Here is a 16,628-nt window from a genome sequence, read left to right on the forward strand (position 1 = left end):
GCCTCAATCCGGTATCAAAAACCAGCTACGGCCGGTGCTGGGGTGGGTGCAACTGGCGTGATGCCCGGCGCGGCATGCGGGTATGCCATTCAATGTCATCCAGGAGGAGCCCTGTACCATGGTTGGGTTGGCATGCGGGACCGGGCCATGCGGGACGATGCGGTCACCCAGCACAACGACAGGTACGCCTTCGACAGCAAAGAAGTCTTGCCCACCAGCGCGGTGCGGGCCGCCTGCGCGGTCCAGGGCTTTAACGGCGATGCCATAGCTCATGATTTGACGCCCTCAAACTTGGGCGTGCGCAAGGTCACGCCATCGTTGCGCAGCTCCAGCGTGGTATTGCCGACGACAAAACTAAACTTGCCCTCTGCAGGCAGTGTGATGATGTAGTGATGCTCTGCGTGGTTGTAGTCCGCCGTCGCGCCGTCTGGGTATTCAGTGCGGGTGTTGTCTGGGTTGGTGTCTGGTGCTGGGTTGTGGTTGCTGGCGATGCCTGGTAAGACCACGCCGCCAGCAAATTCACCGGAGGGTGACAGCAAAACGCATTGTTCGCCAACAGTCGGCGGGTTCCATGTCTTTGTTTTGCCAGCGCGTGCCGTTGCCATCGGCAAGAAGCCGGTTTTGATGTCGCCAATTTGCAGGCGCACTTGCGGTACGCTACCGTGTTTCACTTCGGCAATGGTGCCAAAGCGAATCAGGTTTTCTAGACGGCGGGCGATGTCGGCAAGGTTGTAGTTCATGCCGCCTATGGTGACGGCTTACCGGGTTTAGGTCACGCGCTGGAGAGTTGCTAATTCACATAACAACTTATACATCGCTATTTGATTAATTATCGCTTATTTGGCGTAATGCATTTGCGACAGTTCTATTTTTACATTCACTCGGTTCCGTGCTAGTCACGAAGGTACCATCAAGAGTTAAAATTAGCGAAGCCACTTCCAGTCCTAAGGACTGGTCGACTACAGAAGTAATCATCTCTTTACATGTGTTCATTGCAGCGAAACGGTTCATGTAACGTGCTGCTCGAATTGCAAGGTCTAATGCTAAAGTTTTTTGAACGACAGGAACATCGTCTCCCATAAAAATGGTTTTCATGTGGTTTGCTATGTCTTCGGCATAGCTCCAACTATAACTTTGATCCTCTACCATTTTCTCATACACTGACAAAAATATTGGGAGGCTATTAATCACAGATTTTTGCTTAATTACACCAAAAAATTTGTCGTGGATTTCAAAACAAATTCGAATTTGATCTGTCTCTTCTATAATTGCAAGTTGCTCTACAAATGTGATTATTTCCTTTGAAAGAAATTTACTTTCTTGTTCGCTCCTATCGCGAATAGCCATAAGCAATTGCTTTACAGTATCAACTCCTTCGGACCTCCCAAGTAGTACGTCATAAGCCGCAACTATTGATTGTTTGAGTTCGGAAAGAGATTGGTAGCGTTGTGTTTTGATGTTTCTGCAACAGCGTTCAATTATATGAAAAATTGGCGCAGGAATTCCTTCTTCGAAAAGGTGCTGCGGATCATTTTTTGTTAATAGTACATAAAATGTTTTACCCAGCATAAATACATCACCTGCAGCATCTGCGTGTTTGAATCCGCCACTTATGAATTCAGGAGGGATGTATCCTTGGGTGCCCCAGCTATTCGAGCTACTGGTGAATGCTGTATGTGATCCGGTTTCCGTGGATAAACCGAAATCTGATACGACTATTTGATTTCCGTTAACTAGGAAGTTTTGTGGCTTAATATCTCGATGAAATTTATTTCTTGAATGAAGTTCTTGAACGCAATCTATCATTTGAAGAAACACTTTTTCCTGATCAACTAACGAATACCTAAGATTGATCGCATGATGTAAAAGATCTCCATTGGGATAATATTTCATTATGAAATATGGCGGATCGTATTCAAGATTGGAGTCCACAACTTGGGCTATTTTCGAGTTATTTTTAAATTCTGAAAGCAACCGGACTTCTCTCTTAAACCGTTTGAGATGTTCATCTGAATTACCTTTGCAATACTTTAAAACGATGTCGTATTCATAGAATACCTTGACGTGCTTTACATGAAGAATTTCTCCCATTCCGCCAGATTTGCTGCACAATCCTTCGACAACATATTTATTGTCTATGAGGTCATTTTTTTTAAACATATCATCTTAAATTTTATTAAGGAAATAAATAGCAAATTGCATTGCAAATAGTGTAATGCTGATTGCCGCATACTACCTTTGCAGCATGCAATTTTGTTGTTTTTTTGTCCTTGATTTGGCGGCAATATTTATTTCTAAACATCTTAAATTTTTATCTTCTGTTTAATTTGCGATATGTCTCACAATGACCTCGCGTAATTGCTCTAGATTCGCCGTGCTGAAACCAAGCAGTTGTCGCCGGGTATACCTGACTTCTGGACCATCCTTACTTACCTTGTCCTCAAGCCCGTATTGGTGAACCCTCGCAATTCGGGCAACGCGGTCAAAGAAGCCTACAGCAATTTCGTTACCGTCGGCTTTCACTTTCAGGTGTGTGTTTGTGCGCAGTTTGGCAAACATCGCGGCCTTCTGCTTTTTTATTCGTTCCTTCTTATTGCGTAAGTCCTTGCGCGGCTTCCTGGGTGTGTATTGGAGGCCTTCCGGCGTCATTTGCGCTTTGATGCGCTGTTGCTGGGACCGTCTCAAATCCTGCGCCACTTTCAAACTGACTTTGCGCCGGTTGGCCGGATCGAGCTGGGCAAGCAGGACGCTTGCCCATTGTTCTAGCGCCTTGAGATCGTCAGCCATTGTCTTGCGCAGGGTTGAGTAACTGCCACTCTGCAAGCAGGTTGTTGCCGTTGTAGAGCTGCCAGAATGGCACGGTATAGTCCGGCGCGACGGCTATCTCGCCTGCGTGGGAAATATCAAGCTTGTTGCCGGTCTGCTTGACTATGACGCGCTCGGTAATGTCCAGCTCTAGACTGATATCAACGCTCTCATGATTATTGAAGTCAACAATAAAGCGTATGCCTTTATTACTCTTGTCTTCGTTGCCCAGCAAGTCTGCCTGGTGCACTGCCACCCAATCCAGCAATGGCACCATGAGCGCATCTTCTTCGCCACCGTAGTCGGTCACAATGACATTCAAGACATAGGCATATTCAAAAGATCGTGAAGCCGTGCGCGTGGTGCGCAAGCTGCCTTTGTCTGCAAACACAAGCAGCTTGTCTGGGTTGCGCTTTAAATCGGGCAAGGCGGCTGTTAGGTGGGCGCGCAGGCTATTTGGTTTGTACATGATTGGTAATGGCCCTGATTGCCTGGTAGCTGTCTATACAGGCGTTTAATTGCCTGATGGCGTCGTCACCGTCTGCGGCGATGGCTGCAAGAGCTGCTCCAGCCTCTGGCGTAAGTTGGGCTCGCGCTTGGTCGCTATTGCTGAATCCAGCGGCGGTATTTGTGCCGGTACGGGCGCTGCAAGCTTTGACGGGGATTGACAGGCGCACAGCACCAGTACGCACGTCATCCATAAACTTGTCGCGTTTGTCTTTTTCATCTTGCATTTCCTTTTGGTGGGTGGTGGCAATGGCGGCCAGGCTGCGGGACATGAGCTTTTCATTTTCTCGTGCGGTGGCGGTGGCTTCTGCTTTGTCCTTTTCAATCTGGGCGGTGAGTTTGTCTACCTGGTGTATGGCGTCTTTGTATTTGACGACACAGAACAGGACGGCGGCTGCTACTGCCAGGGCTATCCATGGACGTGGGTCCAGTGCTTTGATGATGTTGAGCATTCATTCACCTATGCGGGTTTGAGGCAGAGTTCACGCTCTGCGGCGCGGCGCTTGGTCAGACCTCGCAATACAATATGATTTGCTGTATTCCAGTAAGGTAATTGGTTGCATGCGCCGGTGTAGTCGCCTTTGTTGAGCAAAGTAATCATGGTGGATGGCTTGCCGTTTTCCAGCACGCAGAAACCGTCTTTGACGCCTTTGCGGCCCGGCCCCACGTTGAACACAAAGCTTGTGAATGCGGCGCGCTGGTTGTCGTTGAGTGGGACTTTCAGGCAGCTTTCCATTGATACCTTGGCTTTGAGTAGGTCTTGTACTGTCATGTCGTCGCATTGCTCTATGGTGGCAGTCTGGCCCAGCTTGACGCCACCAGTGTGGCCCCGGCAAATCGTGGGGATGCTGACTGGATCAAGGTAGGCGGTTTGCCTGGTGCCTTCAAACAGGACAATCAAGGGCAAGGCTGCAGCAATGCCGGCAACTATCAGTTTTTGTTTGATATCTGTACTCATTGTTGATTTTTTCCTTTCTGTGCATTGGCACGACGGTTCAGCCAGGGCTTTAACATCTTGTCGCGTATAAAAAACGTGATCTGCAGCACGGTATAAATAATCGTCAGAATGAATACCCATTCATTGAGGGGAATGCCTAGCAGGGTGATTGCACTGATGGCGATTGGTGGCATAGATTTCACTGTTTCCATGGGGTAATCGATCATGGTTAGTCCCACAAGTTAATCATTTGCAGCGTTGGCGCTGCAGGTGCGCGGTCTGGCAATGTGATAGCTTTGCCTATGGGCAGGAATGCGCCCAAGCTGGTAATGCCGGGGTTTAAGGCCAGCACTGCTGCGATGCCTGCTGTGCTGCCCAAGTGACGCCAGATCAGCAGGTCGAGGGTGTCGTTTTGTTGGGCGCGGACGATCATGTCTAAATCAGCTCTACCGTGACTTGGTGGCGGCCCATGAGCTTAGATATCGCCCAGGCTGCATTCCTGCGTTCTTCGTCAGGGCCATTTGCCAGAAAGCCGACCAGCTTCTTGTCATCCAGTGACGTGGCGGTGGTGTCGTAATCCTTGTAACGTTCAATCAGATCCGCTTTTGCCGTGCAATAGACAGCGCGCAGGTAGTGGGATATCAGGACGCTTTGCCGGTTGACCTGTGCCGCTGGGATAGCCGCCATGCAGCTGTGTCCTGCGCTTTGCGCTGATGCCTTCAGCTCTTTCACCTGGTCATTGACAAAGATGATGGCGTCCACGGTGGCCGCGATCAGTCTGGCATCAGTGACAGTGCCGTCCAGCCTGATGGCGTCGCGCATGGCGATGACATCCAGATCCGGGAAGAATCCATCATTGGTAATGATGTTGTCTGGCTGGTTTGGGCTGGTCTGGCCGCCTGGTGCGTTGGCAATAAATGAGGGCATAGGTCTGGGTCTTCATTGAATCAAACAAGTGGGCGGTGGGTGGGCTGTCACAGGGTAAATGGCTAGAAATCCCTGATCGGCCCACGCCGCCCGGCGCCGGAGGGTGCCTCTTACGTAGGTGGGGTGGCTTTCTCTCCACCTTCATCGCCTACGATGTTCTTGAGACGGCGTTCAAGCCGTTCTATATCTTTTTTGACGCCGATGTTTTGGAACAGGTCCAGGGCGCGGCGCAGGTTGTCCAATGCCTTGCTGGCGGCTTCTTCTGGCAACTGTTCAAAGTCAATGTCACCATTGCCCATCTTGCCTATCTGGGCATAGCCCAGCGCCTTGTACAGCTTGGCGCTGGCCTGGTCTGGAACGTCTGCATTGACGGTCAGCAGTTGCACGGCCCTGAGTGTTTCCACGGCTACGGCCGGGCTTTCAAATCGGCCTTCGAGGTATGCGCCGGGGATTTCGTCCAGCAGCATGGTAGGAACATCACGGGCGTACTGGTCTGGCAGGCTCAGGTTATGAACCAGGCAGTATTGCGCGATGTCCAGGGCGCGGGCATAGGTGCCCGCATCTATGTGCCAGACCAGGACTGTGGTTAATACCTGGTCTTGCGCGCCGTTGCCGCTTTCCAGTGCGCCGTTTATCCAGTCATCGTATTCAGGCAGAATTTCGCGCTTGAGTTCGATTTTTCGCTGGATGGACTTGATGACTTTCAGCCTTTGTTTGTCGTTGATGAGCTTGGCAAGCATCAGCTCGTAGGCGTTGCCGGTGAGTTCGCCGCCTTGGTTACTTTGTGCATTGGCCCGCTCGGCAGTGATACGGGCAAAGTGGCGCATTGCCAGGCTGGTGTGTGACATGATCAGGCCACCAGCTCAATATGTTCAATGGCTGCAGCAATGCCGTAATCTTCAACGACATAGGCATCATTCGAGGACTCATAGTTTTCTATGCGGTCCCGTTTCGGGTTTTCCATGACCTGGCGGCGGCGCGCACCTTCTTGGAAGTAGATAGACAGATTGTCATAGCGCGTGATCAGGATGCTGTTGGCCGGGAAGTAAGGCACTGTTGCTGCCTGCAGGCCGCCAATGCGTTTTTGGCTGATGATGATATCAGAGGCCAGTGTTTCGGTTGCGGCTTGATTCTTGTTCACCAGGGGGAAATACTTGTCATGCATGAGCTGGCGGCCGACGATGCAGACTAAACCGGCATCTTCGCGGAACCATGGGTCCAGCAGGTTGATGGCGTCATACACGGCGGCGTCCAGGTTAGCGAAGTCGCCGCCCTGGCCGATTTTGATCTTGTTGGCAGTGGCACCGGATGCCAGGACGCGTTCAGGGGCGTTTTCACGCATTTGCTGCAGCCAGCCTTTATTTACGTCTTGCAGCAGTGGGTAAGTAGCGATATTGGTATTGGGTGCCACGGCAGTGCCGTTAAAGCCGATGACCATGCGGTCCAGCGCCTGGCGTTTGACGATAACATCACGGATACGGGTTTGGAAATCGGCAAACTTGGCCCAGGCATCAAGCTTTGCATACGGGATATGCGTATCAAAATCAGTCTTGGCACAGCGGTAGCGGTCATTGGACAGGCTCGTCAAATCGCGTGTCTGTCTTTCTGTTTGCGTGGTATCTGTGCGGCTGGCGACCGGGCTGGTAATGCCGAGGTGCAGCTTTTCGCCTTCCATCTCGGTGACGCCGATGATGTTGATTTTGCTTAAGAACTCACTGGATTCTTGTATCTTGGTTTCCAGCTTTTGTTGCACCGTGGGTGCGATGCTAAAGGTCTTGGTGGCGTCATCAACGCCGTTGAGTTCACTCAGGCGGGCCAGCAAGGAATTGAAGGCCAGGCGGGTATTGTTTCTCATGCGTGCTTACTCCGTGTTTTGTGTGTGTTGGTGTTGTGATGCTTTGCTGTGGCTTGCAGGCTTAACAGTCGGTTTGTTCTGTGCCGTTGCCGCCTGTGGCTGTTGGGCGGGTGATCTGGTTACCGGGTTCTTTGTCGAGTTGGGTTTTCAGGCTGTTGAAATTGTCGGTTACGGTTTTGAGATTCTTTTCCAGCTCTGAAATGCGTTTGTTTGATTCGCTAAAACGCTGTTCTTGGTCTGCTGTGTGTTCCACCACGGTTTCAATTGCCTGACCGAGATCATCAAAGCGGGCATCGTCACCGCCTTTTTTGTTGTTGAATACTTTCAGCAGCTCTTTGACTTTTGCAGCCAGGCTGGTCGTTTCAGTGTTGATTTCTTCAAATTCAAGATTCACTTCGACGGCAGCAGAGAACAAGTGTGCAGGGTTGGTTTTACGGCCTGCAAAGGGGTTGGCGTTTGGATTGCTGGCCGCAAAACTCAATACTTCAGTTCCTAGGCTGGCGGGGCTGTCGGTAATGCCTAGGCCAACAAGATAGGCTTCGCCGGTGTCGGCGAATTTGTCGTTAATCTCTACGCTGGTGTAAATCTTCTGTTTGGCTTTGGACAATGCCACCAGATCAGGAGTTGGTTCGATCTGCGCATACAGGGCTAGCTTTTTGCTGCCGTCAATGGCGACTTCTTCGGCCTTGACCGCAGTTACATCGCCGTAGGCTTTGAAGGGGCTATCTGGTACCGTGCCGCGTATGTGCTCTAACCAGATGCGCGCGCCGTAGGTTTTAGGATCAAAGTTTTTTGCCATTTGTTCGATCCAGCTACGATCAATTTTGCGGCCGTCGGTGGTCGCGCCCTCGACAGCAACGCGGAAAAATTTTGATGTGAATTTTTTGGTGGACATGATGAAATAGGGGGCTTGGCGGTTGGTGAGTGCCCATAGTCTTACTTGCGCTGACTCTGTTCAACGGCAAGGGAGTTGTTAAGATTTATATCAACTTGACCGCGCTGCCTGCGCGCCCGCGATGCCCGTAATCTGGCGGCATGATTGATCTTGCCGACGACGACACGTCTGAAATTTCCCACGATAACGAATTGGATGCGCCTGCTGATGGCGCAACGGTTGCTCCTACCTACTACCTGAAGAAACACGCTCAGGCCTTGTACTGGCAGGGGTGGCGGATTTCTTCCATTGCCCGGCATCTGGAGATTGCACGCACTACGGTGCAGAGCTGGTGCGACCGTGAGAAGTGGGACGAGACCCCGTTCATAGAAAAAATTGAAGCCAGCCTTGAAACGCGCCTCGTGCAGTTGATTGCCAAGGAAGTTAAGACCGGTGGCGACTTTAAGGAAATAGATTTGCTGATGCGCCAGGCTGTGCAGACGGCGCGTGTACGCCGTTATGAGGCACCTGGCGGCAATGAAGTGGATTTGAATCCCAAACTGGCAAACCGCAATGCAGGGCCAAAGAAGAAACCCACGCGCAACGATTACAGCGACGAGCAGCGCGACCAATTGTTAGAGGCCTTCAGGGACTCACTTTTTGACTATCAAAAGGTATGGCTGCGTAATGGGCATGAGCGTACGCGGGTGATACTCAAATCACGCCAGATTGGTGCTACCTGGTATTTTGCGCGGGAGGCCTTGGCTGATGCCATTGAGACCGGGCGCAATCAGATTTTTCTGTCTGCATCCAAAGCCCAGGCGCACGTATTCAAGCAATACATAATCCAGTTTGCCAAGGAGGCGGCGGGCATTGAGCTTGCCGGTGATCCTATTGTGCTGCCGAATGGCGCACATCTTTACTTCTTGGGTACCAATGCCAGGACGGCCCAGGGCTATCACGGCAATTTTTACTTTGATGAATTTTTCTGGACGCATAAGTTTCAGGAATTGAACAAGGTGGCGTCAGGCATGGCGTTGCATAAGCAGTGGCGTAAGACTTACTTTTCTACGCCTTCCAGTATTACGCATGAGGCGTACCCGTTCTGGACGGGGGAGCTTTTCAACAAGCGGCGGCCGAAAAAAGACCAGGTGAATATTGATGTCAGCCACAAGCGGCTTGCCTCTGGCTTTACGGGCGAAGACAAAATGTGGCGGCAAATCGTCACAATCTTGGACGCTCAGGCGGGTGGCTGTGACCTGTTCGATATCGACGAGCTGCGCACTTACGAATACAGCCCTGACCAGTTTGAAAACCTGCTCATGTGTCAGTTTATTGACGACACGGCTTCAGTGTTTCCGCTGCAGGAGCTGCAAAAGTGCATGGTGGATGCCTGGGTAGATTGGACAGACTTTAAGCCATTTACGACGCGGCCTTATGGAGATAACCCGGTCTGGATAGGCTATGACCCGGCATTCACCGGCGATAGTGCCGGATTGGTGATTCTTGCACCACCGCGCACGCCAGGCGGCAAGTTTCGGGTGCTGGAGCGCATGCAGTTCAGGGGAATGGACTTTGCGGCCCAGGCTGAACAAATCAGGCAAAGCACGATTCGCTACCACGTTGCCTTTATCGGCATTGATGCCACTGGCATGGGCGAGGGCGTTCACCAGCTCGTTAAAAACTTTTATCCCAATGTAACCAAGATCAACTATGACCCGGCTGTGAAGAGCCGCATGGTCATCAAAGCCCGCGACGTGATCAGCAAGGGCCGTCTGGAATTTGACGCCGGGGCCACGGATCTGGCGCAGGCATTCATGACGATTAAAAAGACTCTGACGGCCAGCGGCCAGCATGTGACCTATGTGGCCGACCGTAGCGAAGAAACGGGGCATGCGGATCTTGCCTGGGCATGTATGCATGCGCTGGACCATGAGCCATTGGACGGCGGCATAGGCAGCAATCAATCATTTATGGAGGTGTATTCATGACGAGAAAGAAGCGACGCGAGCAGTTCAACGCCGCGTCAGAAGGCAAGGCTGAAACTGTACCGGCTTTGCCAGCATCAGCCGGTGCCGAGGTGTTCAGCTTTGGTGACCCGACGCCGGTATTAGACCGTTCTGAAATTCTGGACTATATCGAGTGCTGGACGAATGGCCGATATTACGAACCGCCTATCAGTTGGGACGGTTTGGCTAAGTCTTTCAGGGCCAGCGTGCACCATTCAACCGCGATCTATGTAAAGCGTAACTTGCTGGCGGCCACCTTTGTGCCGCATGCCTTGTTATCACGCGAGGCGTTTAGTCGCTTTGCGCTGGATTTCCTTGTTTTTGGCAATGCTTATCTGGAAAACCGTAAAAGCCGCACCGGCAAGCCTTTGCAGCTTGAGCCTGCGCTTGCCAAGTATATGCGCCGGTGCAGTGATGATCTGAATCAATACGCTTTTGTGCGTGGCTGGCAGGAAGATCATGTGTTTGAGGCGGGGGCGATTTTCCACTTGATGGAACCGGACATTAACCAGGAGGTGTACGGCCTGCCTGAGTATTTAAGTGCTCTGCATTCTGCCTGGCTTAATGAGGCGGCGACGCTGTTCAGGCGCAAGTATTACAAGAACGGCTCACACGCTGGTTTCATCTTGTACATGACCGACCCAGCTCAGAATCAAAGTGACGTCGACAACATGCGCCAGGCGCTGCGCGATAGTAAAGGGCCAGGCAATTTCCGCAATGTGTTCATGTATGCGCCGAACGGAAAGAAAGACGGCATCCAGATATTGCCGGTGTCTGAGGTGGCGGCCAAGGATGAATTCTTCAGCATCAAGAACGTAACACGCGATGACATGCTGGCCGCGCACCGGGTACCGCCCCAGCTGCTGGGCCTGGTGCCAAACAATACCGGTGGTTTCGGGGATGTAGAGAAAGCGGCCAAGGTGTTTTCTATGCATGAGCTAGAGCCGCTGCAGGCGCGTTTCAGAGAGTGCAACGAGTGGATAGGCGAGGAAGTAATCCGATTTACCCCATATTCTTTAGGTGACGCAGGAGGCACCACAAAATGAGTGATATCGCTGACAGCGCAGATGCGCGCATTAGTCTTGACCTTGAGTTTGCCTTGAATAACATGCACCGTTATGCGGTGGTTGAGCCCGACTTACATTGCTTGTTTTGTGACCAGGCTATTGAGCCTGGTGCGCTTTTCTGTAATTTAGACTGCCGTGACGATCATGAGCGTTTGCAGGCGTCAAAAAGGCGATCAGGGTTTATATGACTTGAGTCACTCGTCCTTGTTTTCTTTAGGTGCTTGCATTGTGATTACCATCTGGGCTTGATTATCTTGGATCGGTGGTTCATATGTGCTGGCGCTTGTGGAAATCCGTAAGGCGTAATTGAATTCCTCTTCGTTTATGTCGTATTCAATTGGTAGATTAGGAATAGATTTAAGTTCATCGACGATTGTGCCGACAGTTATATTTGCGTGGTTGTGGATCAGTTGCATCAAGCCCATAAATTCGTCCGGATCAATATCTTTTGGTGATATGTCTTCGAATTTCGCAACCCATTCACCTTTTTTATTGAATTTGAATTTGGGTTTATGCTTGCCCGCGTCAGAATGTGCAAGGCTGGTGTCTCTATATGTCTGGAGTTTTTCATGCAATAGCTTTTGATCTTCTGTAGCGTCATCTTCTGGAAAAATATAGTTATCACTTTTCACTTTAAAGCCATCTGCACGGTTACCAGAAAAGGGACGAATATAGGCTACTACTGCAGAATGAAGCAATGCTTCAGGGATTGCTTTTTTGTCCTGCTCAAACATGCCATCTGTGTTTTTATCTGCGATCCAGGTTCTGTACGCGCTAAGTTTTTCCATTGCCCAGTCCATGTCTTGCATGGTGCGTATTGCACGATATAGTTGGATTTGTTTTAGCTCTAGCGGATCAGGGACAGGGAGAGCATTTTTCTTTGTTGCTTGTGGTGGTGGCGTGCCTTGATTGTTTTGATTTTTGTTCGACATAATATTTATCAGTGGTGTCAAAAAATGGTTGCACTAGTGTCAGAATATGGTACTATTCTACACATGAAAAGCGCACACACAAAAACCCTGAAAATCATTTTTACTAACCCTGTTTCCATGACACTGGAATGGGCGCAAATTGAGTCTCTGTTTGTGTCGCTAGGCGCGAAAACTATCGAAGGGCGCGGCTCGCGGGTTCGTTTCTTGTTAAATGATGTGGTGGGCACTTTCCACCGGCCACATCCGCAAAAAGAAGCCAAAGCTTACCAAGTACGCGATGCGCGTGAATTTCTTCAATCAGCAGGCATCAAGCCGGAATAGGAGTAAATATGGGAATGATGACTTATAAGGGCTATGCGGCCCGCATTGAATACAGCGAAGATGATAATTGCTTCGTCGGTCACGTCGCTGGTATCCGTGATGTGGTTGGCTTCCATGGCGATTCAGTCAGTGAATTGAAAACAGCTTTTGAAGAGGCTGTCGATGATTATCTGGAGGTTGCAGAGAAGACCGGCAGGCCAGCGCAAAAACCATATTCAGGTAATATGCGCTTGAGAATTTCACCAGAGACGCATGCTAGGGCCGCCATGTACGCAGAGGCATCCGGCAAGAGTTTAAACACCTGGGTTTCTGATCTGTTGGAAACACATACACATTAGTCGCTTCGCTCCCCAGAAGCTCAATAAAGCCGCCTTGTGCGGCTTTTGTTGTCTATTAACAATAAATTATTAGTTAAAAAGAACCAAACTCTAGAGGTTGAATTCCCGTAGCAAGTATTGATGCCATTTGGCTGTAATAGCTAAAAATTTCAGCATAATTTGCTCGCACTGAAGCGCCTCCTTCTGAGACGTCAATTTCGATTGCAGGCGGCCAACGTCTATCATCAACTGTCGGCATAGATTCTTTGGCTAGTGCTAAAAGGTTATTGTAATTGCTAGCAAATGTGCTGTAAGGCCTTTGTTCGCGCTCTTTGACTGTCATCTTTTCTAAAGATTTGGCTGCTGCTTGAGTTTGCGAATGCAGTTCTTCTGCTGAAGTGGTCATATTAATTTCTCCATTGATGTGTTTTTAGTACTTATTAAGATCAAGATAAATGCTTGCTGCCTAAAAAGCAATTTGCCAATTGTTAAATTTTGCCAAATTTGCAATATCGCGCAAGTTAAATTAGTTGCATATTTAATAATTTCTAGGTCGTATGGCGGTAATAAAATGGGTTGGGTATATCTCTGCTTTATCTGAGCAACTTCATTCGAGTGTTGTATCCAACACGATCAATTAGCATATAGTTAAGGCAAAATTGTCTGACAAAGATGCACGCCACATGACTACCAACTGGCATGGCCGCCTACCCTTTGGTCTGGCAAATCCCTCAGAAAAATTTTAATACAGCAATTTTATTCCCATTTCAAGCTCTGGCGCGCAGACATCCCCCCACCACGCCTGCCCGCTAAATGGGGCTCTTTTGACTCAAATATGCGTCACCCTTGAGGGGTAAGCCCGGCTTACGTTTGCGGCCGCCCTGATGGGCCCAAAAGCTGACGCAGTTTGACGCAGATTTCATGCAAAGTCGGACCTGTCAGCATGATGGCGATAACTGTAATAGGCCATTCAAAGTGAAACACTTGGCTTTCCTGATATTTGGGGAGGCCTCGGGAAAAAGGTAACTAAGGTAACTGCATCAAATATTGTTATCTAAGTCTTTGATTTATATACGGATATATGGTTACTTTATTTGGTAACTTTAGGTAATGTAAAAGGTAATTAATTTCTAAGTTATTGATTTTTATAGATATTTGTAAATGAAGAAAATACCATTTATATAGGTAACTAGATTACCTTTACATTACCTAATTATTACCTTTTGCAATTTGCTTGAAAGCCTTATGTATCAAGGGTTTCCACGGTTTTTATAAAATAGGTTACCTAAGTTACCTTTTTCCCGAGGGGTACTTTATTTTAGAACGATCGTTTTTGCTGGCTTGAATATACCTCTGTAGTTATAATGCCCGCCAGCATAGCTACTGCCTGGCTTATGCCGGATAAATCATTTCCGCAATGGGTATTTAAGGTGTTTTGCCTCATAGGGGAAACTGATTTTATGGGGCAGGGGGCATGCGGGAACGGTTTTTAGATAGGTGTTTGATTTGATGGAAGAATTGCGAGAACTTGAAAACTGGCGAGGTGTTATAGCCTTCGTGAGTTCGAATCTCACAGCTTCCGCCAACGAATACGAAAAAGCCCTTGATGAATAATCAAGGGCTTTTTTTGTGTGTTTATATTGACTTTATTATAAGAAGTCATTAAAAATAGTAAAAAGCGGGCATGATTACGAAAGTTGCGTCTGCAACTTGAAAAGCAGCACAAAACTTTGCATCAGTTTGCAAGCAAATTTGCATTTTTTATTTTAACGTGCGAATACGATGGGCTATGCGCATCTACGCGGACTAACAATCCCATCGCAGCCCTTTATCTTGGGTAAAAATAAGGTATGGCTTCAATACGTATTCAGAATCGATTTCTATCAGCAGTTTGCTTTCAGTCTGAAAAAATGAATTTCAATATCAAGCATGTAGTTTGATGAAGGCAGGAACCGCAGATTGGTAATGGCGCAAAAAAATGAAATAAGCGGTGATGTAGGCCAGATTGTGATGGGTGATTCAAATGTCGGGCCATCGCTCAGCATTGTCATAAATTTGAACCTGAACAATGATGGAGAAAAACTTCTGACCAAAGTGCAGCGCGACGACATCACAAAAAAAAGTAAAAGAATTGTCGGCCGTGTCAGATTTGACTGCGCTCGATATTTACCGCGAATTGCTAAATAAATTTGATACTGACAAAATGGATAATTCTCCACGCAGCAAATTTAATGAAGCTTGCGAGTACATCGACAAGAAGTATGCAGAATGTATTGATGATGATTTGCAGGCAGATACAGCACAAATAGAAGCACCAGTTCAGATCAAAGAAATTCCCTGAAAAAATTGCCAGGCAAACAGCGAACTACTCAAAAAGACTAATTTCAAATTGCATGTGCTTTTTGGCTTGATGGTGTTGATGATAATCACGGAAGCAGTGTTCTTAATGTCTGCGTCACCTGCAAAAGCAAGTCAAGAGATATTAAGTAATGAAGACCTCCAGATGAAAGCTGCCACTTTGACGGCAAGGTTCATTCTATAGGCAGTACTGTACGCATGGCCGACGGGATCATACGGCAATGCATGGATGCGCCCGGTGACGCGCCTTCTTATTGGGAAGTACCAATTAAAAATCGTCATTGATTTAGTGATAAATCAATGAAGGAAAGAAAGAAAATGAAAAATTTTGACACTAGAACATAAACGAACAGAGAAACTTAATGCTAACCATTTCTGTCCCTTCAAAATGCTGGCAGATAATATTGCACACCCTAATAATTCATTTTGGATAGTCATAAAGACGTTATCAGATGCAGAATATCAATGTGTCACTCAACAGTTCTGAGCGAGGTTTTTTTCAAGAAATAGAGTCACTGCGTGGGCTAGCTGCACTAGCGGTTGTAATTGAACATTGCTTTTGGTTTTTCTTTGAAGCCAAGCCAGGCATATTCAATACGTATCCGGGCGTCCAACCAATTACACACTGGCTGATTCATACGGTGTTTAATGGGCGTGCGTCGGTCCTTCTCTTTTTCATCATGAGCGGCTTCGTCCTGGGGCTGCAACTCAAGAACGAGACCGCATCACTCCTGATTGGCTGGCCAGCCTATGTCGTCCGACGAGTCCTTCGAATCGTACCGGCAATGTGGGTTAGTGTTTTTGTTTCCTATGGCGTTGCTTTGCTAACAGGCAGTCCGTCCAATGCAGACATTGCCATGCTGGTGAGGACACTTTTTTTCTGGGATTTTTTCCTGCAGGCTCCACTGTGGTCCATCAATATCGAGATGGGATGTAGCTTGGTCTTCCCACTGCTTTATTTCATTTCCACTCGAACGGGAAAAATCACCAATCTCGCTATTTTTGTTTTGTTGATGGCGATGATCTTTATCGTGCCCATGCCACCTTGGGACCTGCGCGTCGAGTTCATGCGTTCCCTGGTCTTGTTCCATGCAGGACTAATCGTTGGCGAATATGGAACAACATGGATGACAGCGCTGGGGCGACTTCGGCGACCGTTGGTCTGGGCCGCGCTATTAGGATTCGGCCTCATTCCCCAGCTGTGGATATTCCAGTCAACATTTATGTTCTATGATGATAGAAGGTGGACACTGCTTGCAGAAATTCCCTTTTGTTTCTTCATTCTTTCGTACGTGGTCCATGAACGCGGCCAACCTGGTACTGCGCTGCTGAGACAAGCCTGGACCAGATATTTAGGAAAGGTTTCGTATAGCCTTTTCCTGTTCCATTGGCCAGTCTTGGTAATTGTCCAGTTTTACCTGCTCAATGATATGAGCCCTGCACTGTCGGAGATTGTCCAGCGATATCCACTGGCAGTCCAAGGCGCGCTGTTTGCTGTCGTCCTCATTATTTCGCTTGTAGTTGCGTCTGCAAGCTATCGATGGGTAGAAAAGCCATTCATTGAGTTAGGAAGAATATTTGGTCGATTCGTGAAAGCGAAAAGTCGTAAAAACCTTATGCCAACTGAAGCAGGAATATCGCTTGTAAAAGCGGACTGAAAAGATGCTTAATAGCAAAAACGATGCTGGACGCTTTGTTTCGAACAATAAGTGCATCAGC

Annotated in this window: 23 protein-coding genes; 8 read left to right on the forward strand and 15 right to left on the reverse strand. The window is 48.6% G+C overall.

Annotated features, from left to right (window positions below):
• Positions 1–3: 3 nt before the first annotated feature.
• The 13 genes from ACO0LL_RS13720 to ACO0LL_RS13780 form a co-directional block, all read right to left on the reverse strand.
• The gene (locus ACO0LL_RS13720; RefSeq protein WP_422951406.1) at positions 4–273 is read right to left on the reverse strand and encodes a PAAR domain-containing protein; all 270 of its coding nucleotides are present in this window, start codon (positions 271–273) and stop codon (positions 4–6) included.
• Complete coding sequence (locus ACO0LL_RS13725; protein ID WP_422951407.1) at positions 270–740, reverse strand: phage baseplate assembly protein V; 471 nt, start codon at positions 738–740, stop codon at positions 270–272. Before ACO0LL_RS13725 ends, ACO0LL_RS13720 begins: the two co-directional genes overlap by 4 nt.
• Positions 741–825: 85 nt before the next feature.
• The gene (locus tag ACO0LL_RS13730; RefSeq protein WP_422951408.1) at positions 826–2,160 is read right to left on the reverse strand and encodes a protein kinase domain-containing protein; all 1,335 of its coding nucleotides are present in this window, start codon (positions 2,158–2,160) and stop codon (positions 826–828) included.
• A gap of 162 nt (positions 2,161–2,322) precedes the next feature.
• Entirely contained in the window at positions 2,323–2,787 is a 465-nt protein-coding gene (locus ACO0LL_RS13735) for a phage virion morphogenesis protein (RefSeq protein WP_422951409.1), read from the reverse strand.
• Positions 2,780–3,274, reverse strand: coding sequence for a phage tail protein (locus tag ACO0LL_RS13740; protein WP_422951410.1), 495 nt, complete (start codon positions 3,272–3,274; stop codon positions 2,780–2,782). Before ACO0LL_RS13740 ends, ACO0LL_RS13735 begins: the two co-directional genes overlap by 8 nt.
• A complete protein-coding gene (locus tag ACO0LL_RS13745) occupies positions 3,258–3,764 on the reverse strand; it encodes a lysis system i-spanin subunit Rz (RefSeq protein ID WP_422951411.1) in 507 nt (168 codons plus the stop codon). The genes ACO0LL_RS13740 and ACO0LL_RS13745 overlap by 17 nt, the downstream gene beginning before the upstream one ends.
• An 8-nt stretch (positions 3,765–3,772) precedes the next feature.
• The gene (locus tag ACO0LL_RS13750; RefSeq protein ID WP_422951412.1) at positions 3,773–4,270 is read right to left on the reverse strand and encodes a lysozyme; all 498 of its coding nucleotides are present in this window, start codon (positions 4,268–4,270) and stop codon (positions 3,773–3,775) included.
• Entirely contained in the window at positions 4,267–4,476 is a 210-nt protein-coding gene (locus ACO0LL_RS13755) for a hypothetical protein (protein WP_422951413.1), read from the reverse strand. Before ACO0LL_RS13755 ends, ACO0LL_RS13750 begins: the two co-directional genes overlap by 4 nt.
• 2 nt (positions 4,477–4,478) lie before the next feature.
• A complete protein-coding gene (locus ACO0LL_RS13760; RefSeq protein WP_422951414.1) occupies positions 4,479–4,682 on the reverse strand; it encodes a tail protein X in 204 nt (67 codons plus the stop codon).
• A 2-nt stretch (positions 4,683–4,684) separates the two neighbouring features.
• The gene (locus tag ACO0LL_RS13765) at positions 4,685–5,176 is read right to left on the reverse strand and encodes a head completion/stabilization protein (protein ID WP_422951415.1); all 492 of its coding nucleotides are present in this window, start codon (positions 5,174–5,176) and stop codon (positions 4,685–4,687) included.
• 110 nt (positions 5,177–5,286) lie between these two features.
• A complete protein-coding gene (gene gpM, locus ACO0LL_RS13770) occupies positions 5,287–6,024 on the reverse strand; it encodes a phage terminase small subunit (protein WP_422951416.1) in 738 nt (245 codons plus the stop codon).
• A 2-nt stretch (positions 6,025–6,026) separates the two neighbouring features.
• Positions 6,027–7,031: a phage major capsid protein, P2 family gene (locus ACO0LL_RS13775; protein WP_422951417.1), complete on the reverse strand. Its 1,005-nt coding sequence runs from the start codon at positions 7,029–7,031 to the stop codon at positions 6,027–6,029.
• 61 nt (positions 7,032–7,092) lie between these two features.
• The gene (locus tag ACO0LL_RS13780) at positions 7,093–7,926 is read right to left on the reverse strand and encodes a GPO family capsid scaffolding protein (RefSeq protein WP_422951418.1); all 834 of its coding nucleotides are present in this window, start codon (positions 7,924–7,926) and stop codon (positions 7,093–7,095) included.
• Between the two features lie 140 nt (positions 7,927–8,066).
• On the opposite strand from ACO0LL_RS13780, the gene ACO0LL_RS13785 reads away from it, so the two are divergent.
• From ACO0LL_RS13785 to ACO0LL_RS13795, 3 genes are read left to right on the forward strand one after another with little or no spacing between them, the layout of a single operon-like run.
• The gene (locus ACO0LL_RS13785; RefSeq protein WP_422951419.1) at positions 8,067–9,896 is read left to right on the forward strand and encodes a terminase ATPase subunit family protein; all 1,830 of its coding nucleotides are present in this window, start codon (positions 8,067–8,069) and stop codon (positions 9,894–9,896) included.
• Positions 9,893–10,960: a phage portal protein gene (locus ACO0LL_RS13790; RefSeq protein WP_422951420.1), complete on the forward strand. Its 1,068-nt coding sequence runs from the start codon at positions 9,893–9,895 to the stop codon at positions 10,958–10,960. Before ACO0LL_RS13785 ends, ACO0LL_RS13790 begins: the two co-directional genes overlap by 4 nt.
• Positions 10,957–11,169: a hypothetical protein gene (locus ACO0LL_RS13795; protein WP_422951421.1), complete on the forward strand. Its 213-nt coding sequence runs from the start codon at positions 10,957–10,959 to the stop codon at positions 11,167–11,169. The genes ACO0LL_RS13790 and ACO0LL_RS13795 overlap by 4 nt, the downstream gene beginning before the upstream one ends.
• 6 nt (positions 11,170–11,175) lie before the next feature.
• Here the strand turns inward: ACO0LL_RS13795 and ACO0LL_RS13800 are convergent, their stop codons facing one another.
• Positions 11,176–11,913 (reverse strand): hypothetical protein, encoded by a 738-nt coding sequence (locus ACO0LL_RS13800; protein WP_422951422.1) that lies wholly within the window; start codon positions 11,911–11,913, stop codon positions 11,176–11,178.
• A 63-nt stretch (positions 11,914–11,976) separates the two neighbouring features.
• Here ACO0LL_RS13800 and ACO0LL_RS13805 point away from each other — a divergent pair, with 63 nt between their 5' ends.
• Positions 11,977–12,234, forward strand: coding sequence for a type II toxin-antitoxin system HicA family toxin (locus ACO0LL_RS13805; RefSeq protein WP_422951423.1), 258 nt, complete (start codon positions 11,977–11,979; stop codon positions 12,232–12,234).
• Positions 12,235–12,248: 14 nt separating this feature from the next.
• Entirely contained in the window at positions 12,249–12,572 is a 324-nt protein-coding gene (locus tag ACO0LL_RS13810) for a type II toxin-antitoxin system HicB family antitoxin (protein ID WP_422951424.1), read from the forward strand.
• Between the two features lie 73 nt (positions 12,573–12,645).
• Here ACO0LL_RS13810 and ACO0LL_RS13815 read toward each other — a convergent pair whose 3' ends face one another.
• Positions 12,646–12,957: a hypothetical protein gene (locus tag ACO0LL_RS13815; protein WP_422951425.1), complete on the reverse strand. Its 312-nt coding sequence runs from the start codon at positions 12,955–12,957 to the stop codon at positions 12,646–12,648.
• Between the two features lie 1,559 nt (positions 12,958–14,516).
• On the opposite strand from ACO0LL_RS13815, the gene ACO0LL_RS13820 reads away from it, so the two are divergent.
• The 3 genes from ACO0LL_RS13820 (at position 14,517) to ACO0LL_RS13830 (ending at position 16,567) form a co-directional block, all read left to right on the forward strand.
• The gene (locus tag ACO0LL_RS13820) at positions 14,517–14,738 is read left to right on the forward strand and encodes a hypothetical protein (protein WP_422951426.1); all 222 of its coding nucleotides are present in this window, start codon (positions 14,517–14,519) and stop codon (positions 14,736–14,738) included.
• A 16-nt stretch (positions 14,739–14,754) separates the two neighbouring features.
• A complete protein-coding gene (locus ACO0LL_RS13825; protein ID WP_422951427.1) occupies positions 14,755–14,892 on the forward strand; it encodes a hypothetical protein in 138 nt (45 codons plus the stop codon).
• Between the two features lie 469 nt (positions 14,893–15,361).
• Positions 15,362–16,567, forward strand: a complete 1,206-nt coding sequence (locus ACO0LL_RS13830; RefSeq protein WP_422951428.1) for an acyltransferase family protein — start codon at positions 15,362–15,364, stop codon at positions 16,565–16,567.
• The last annotated feature ends 61 nt before the right edge of the window (positions 16,568–16,628 follow it).

It is taken from the genome of Undibacterium sp. TC4M20W, assembly GCF_049340245.1.
Taxonomy (GTDB): domain Bacteria; phylum Pseudomonadota; class Gammaproteobacteria; order Burkholderiales; family Burkholderiaceae_D; genus Undibacterium.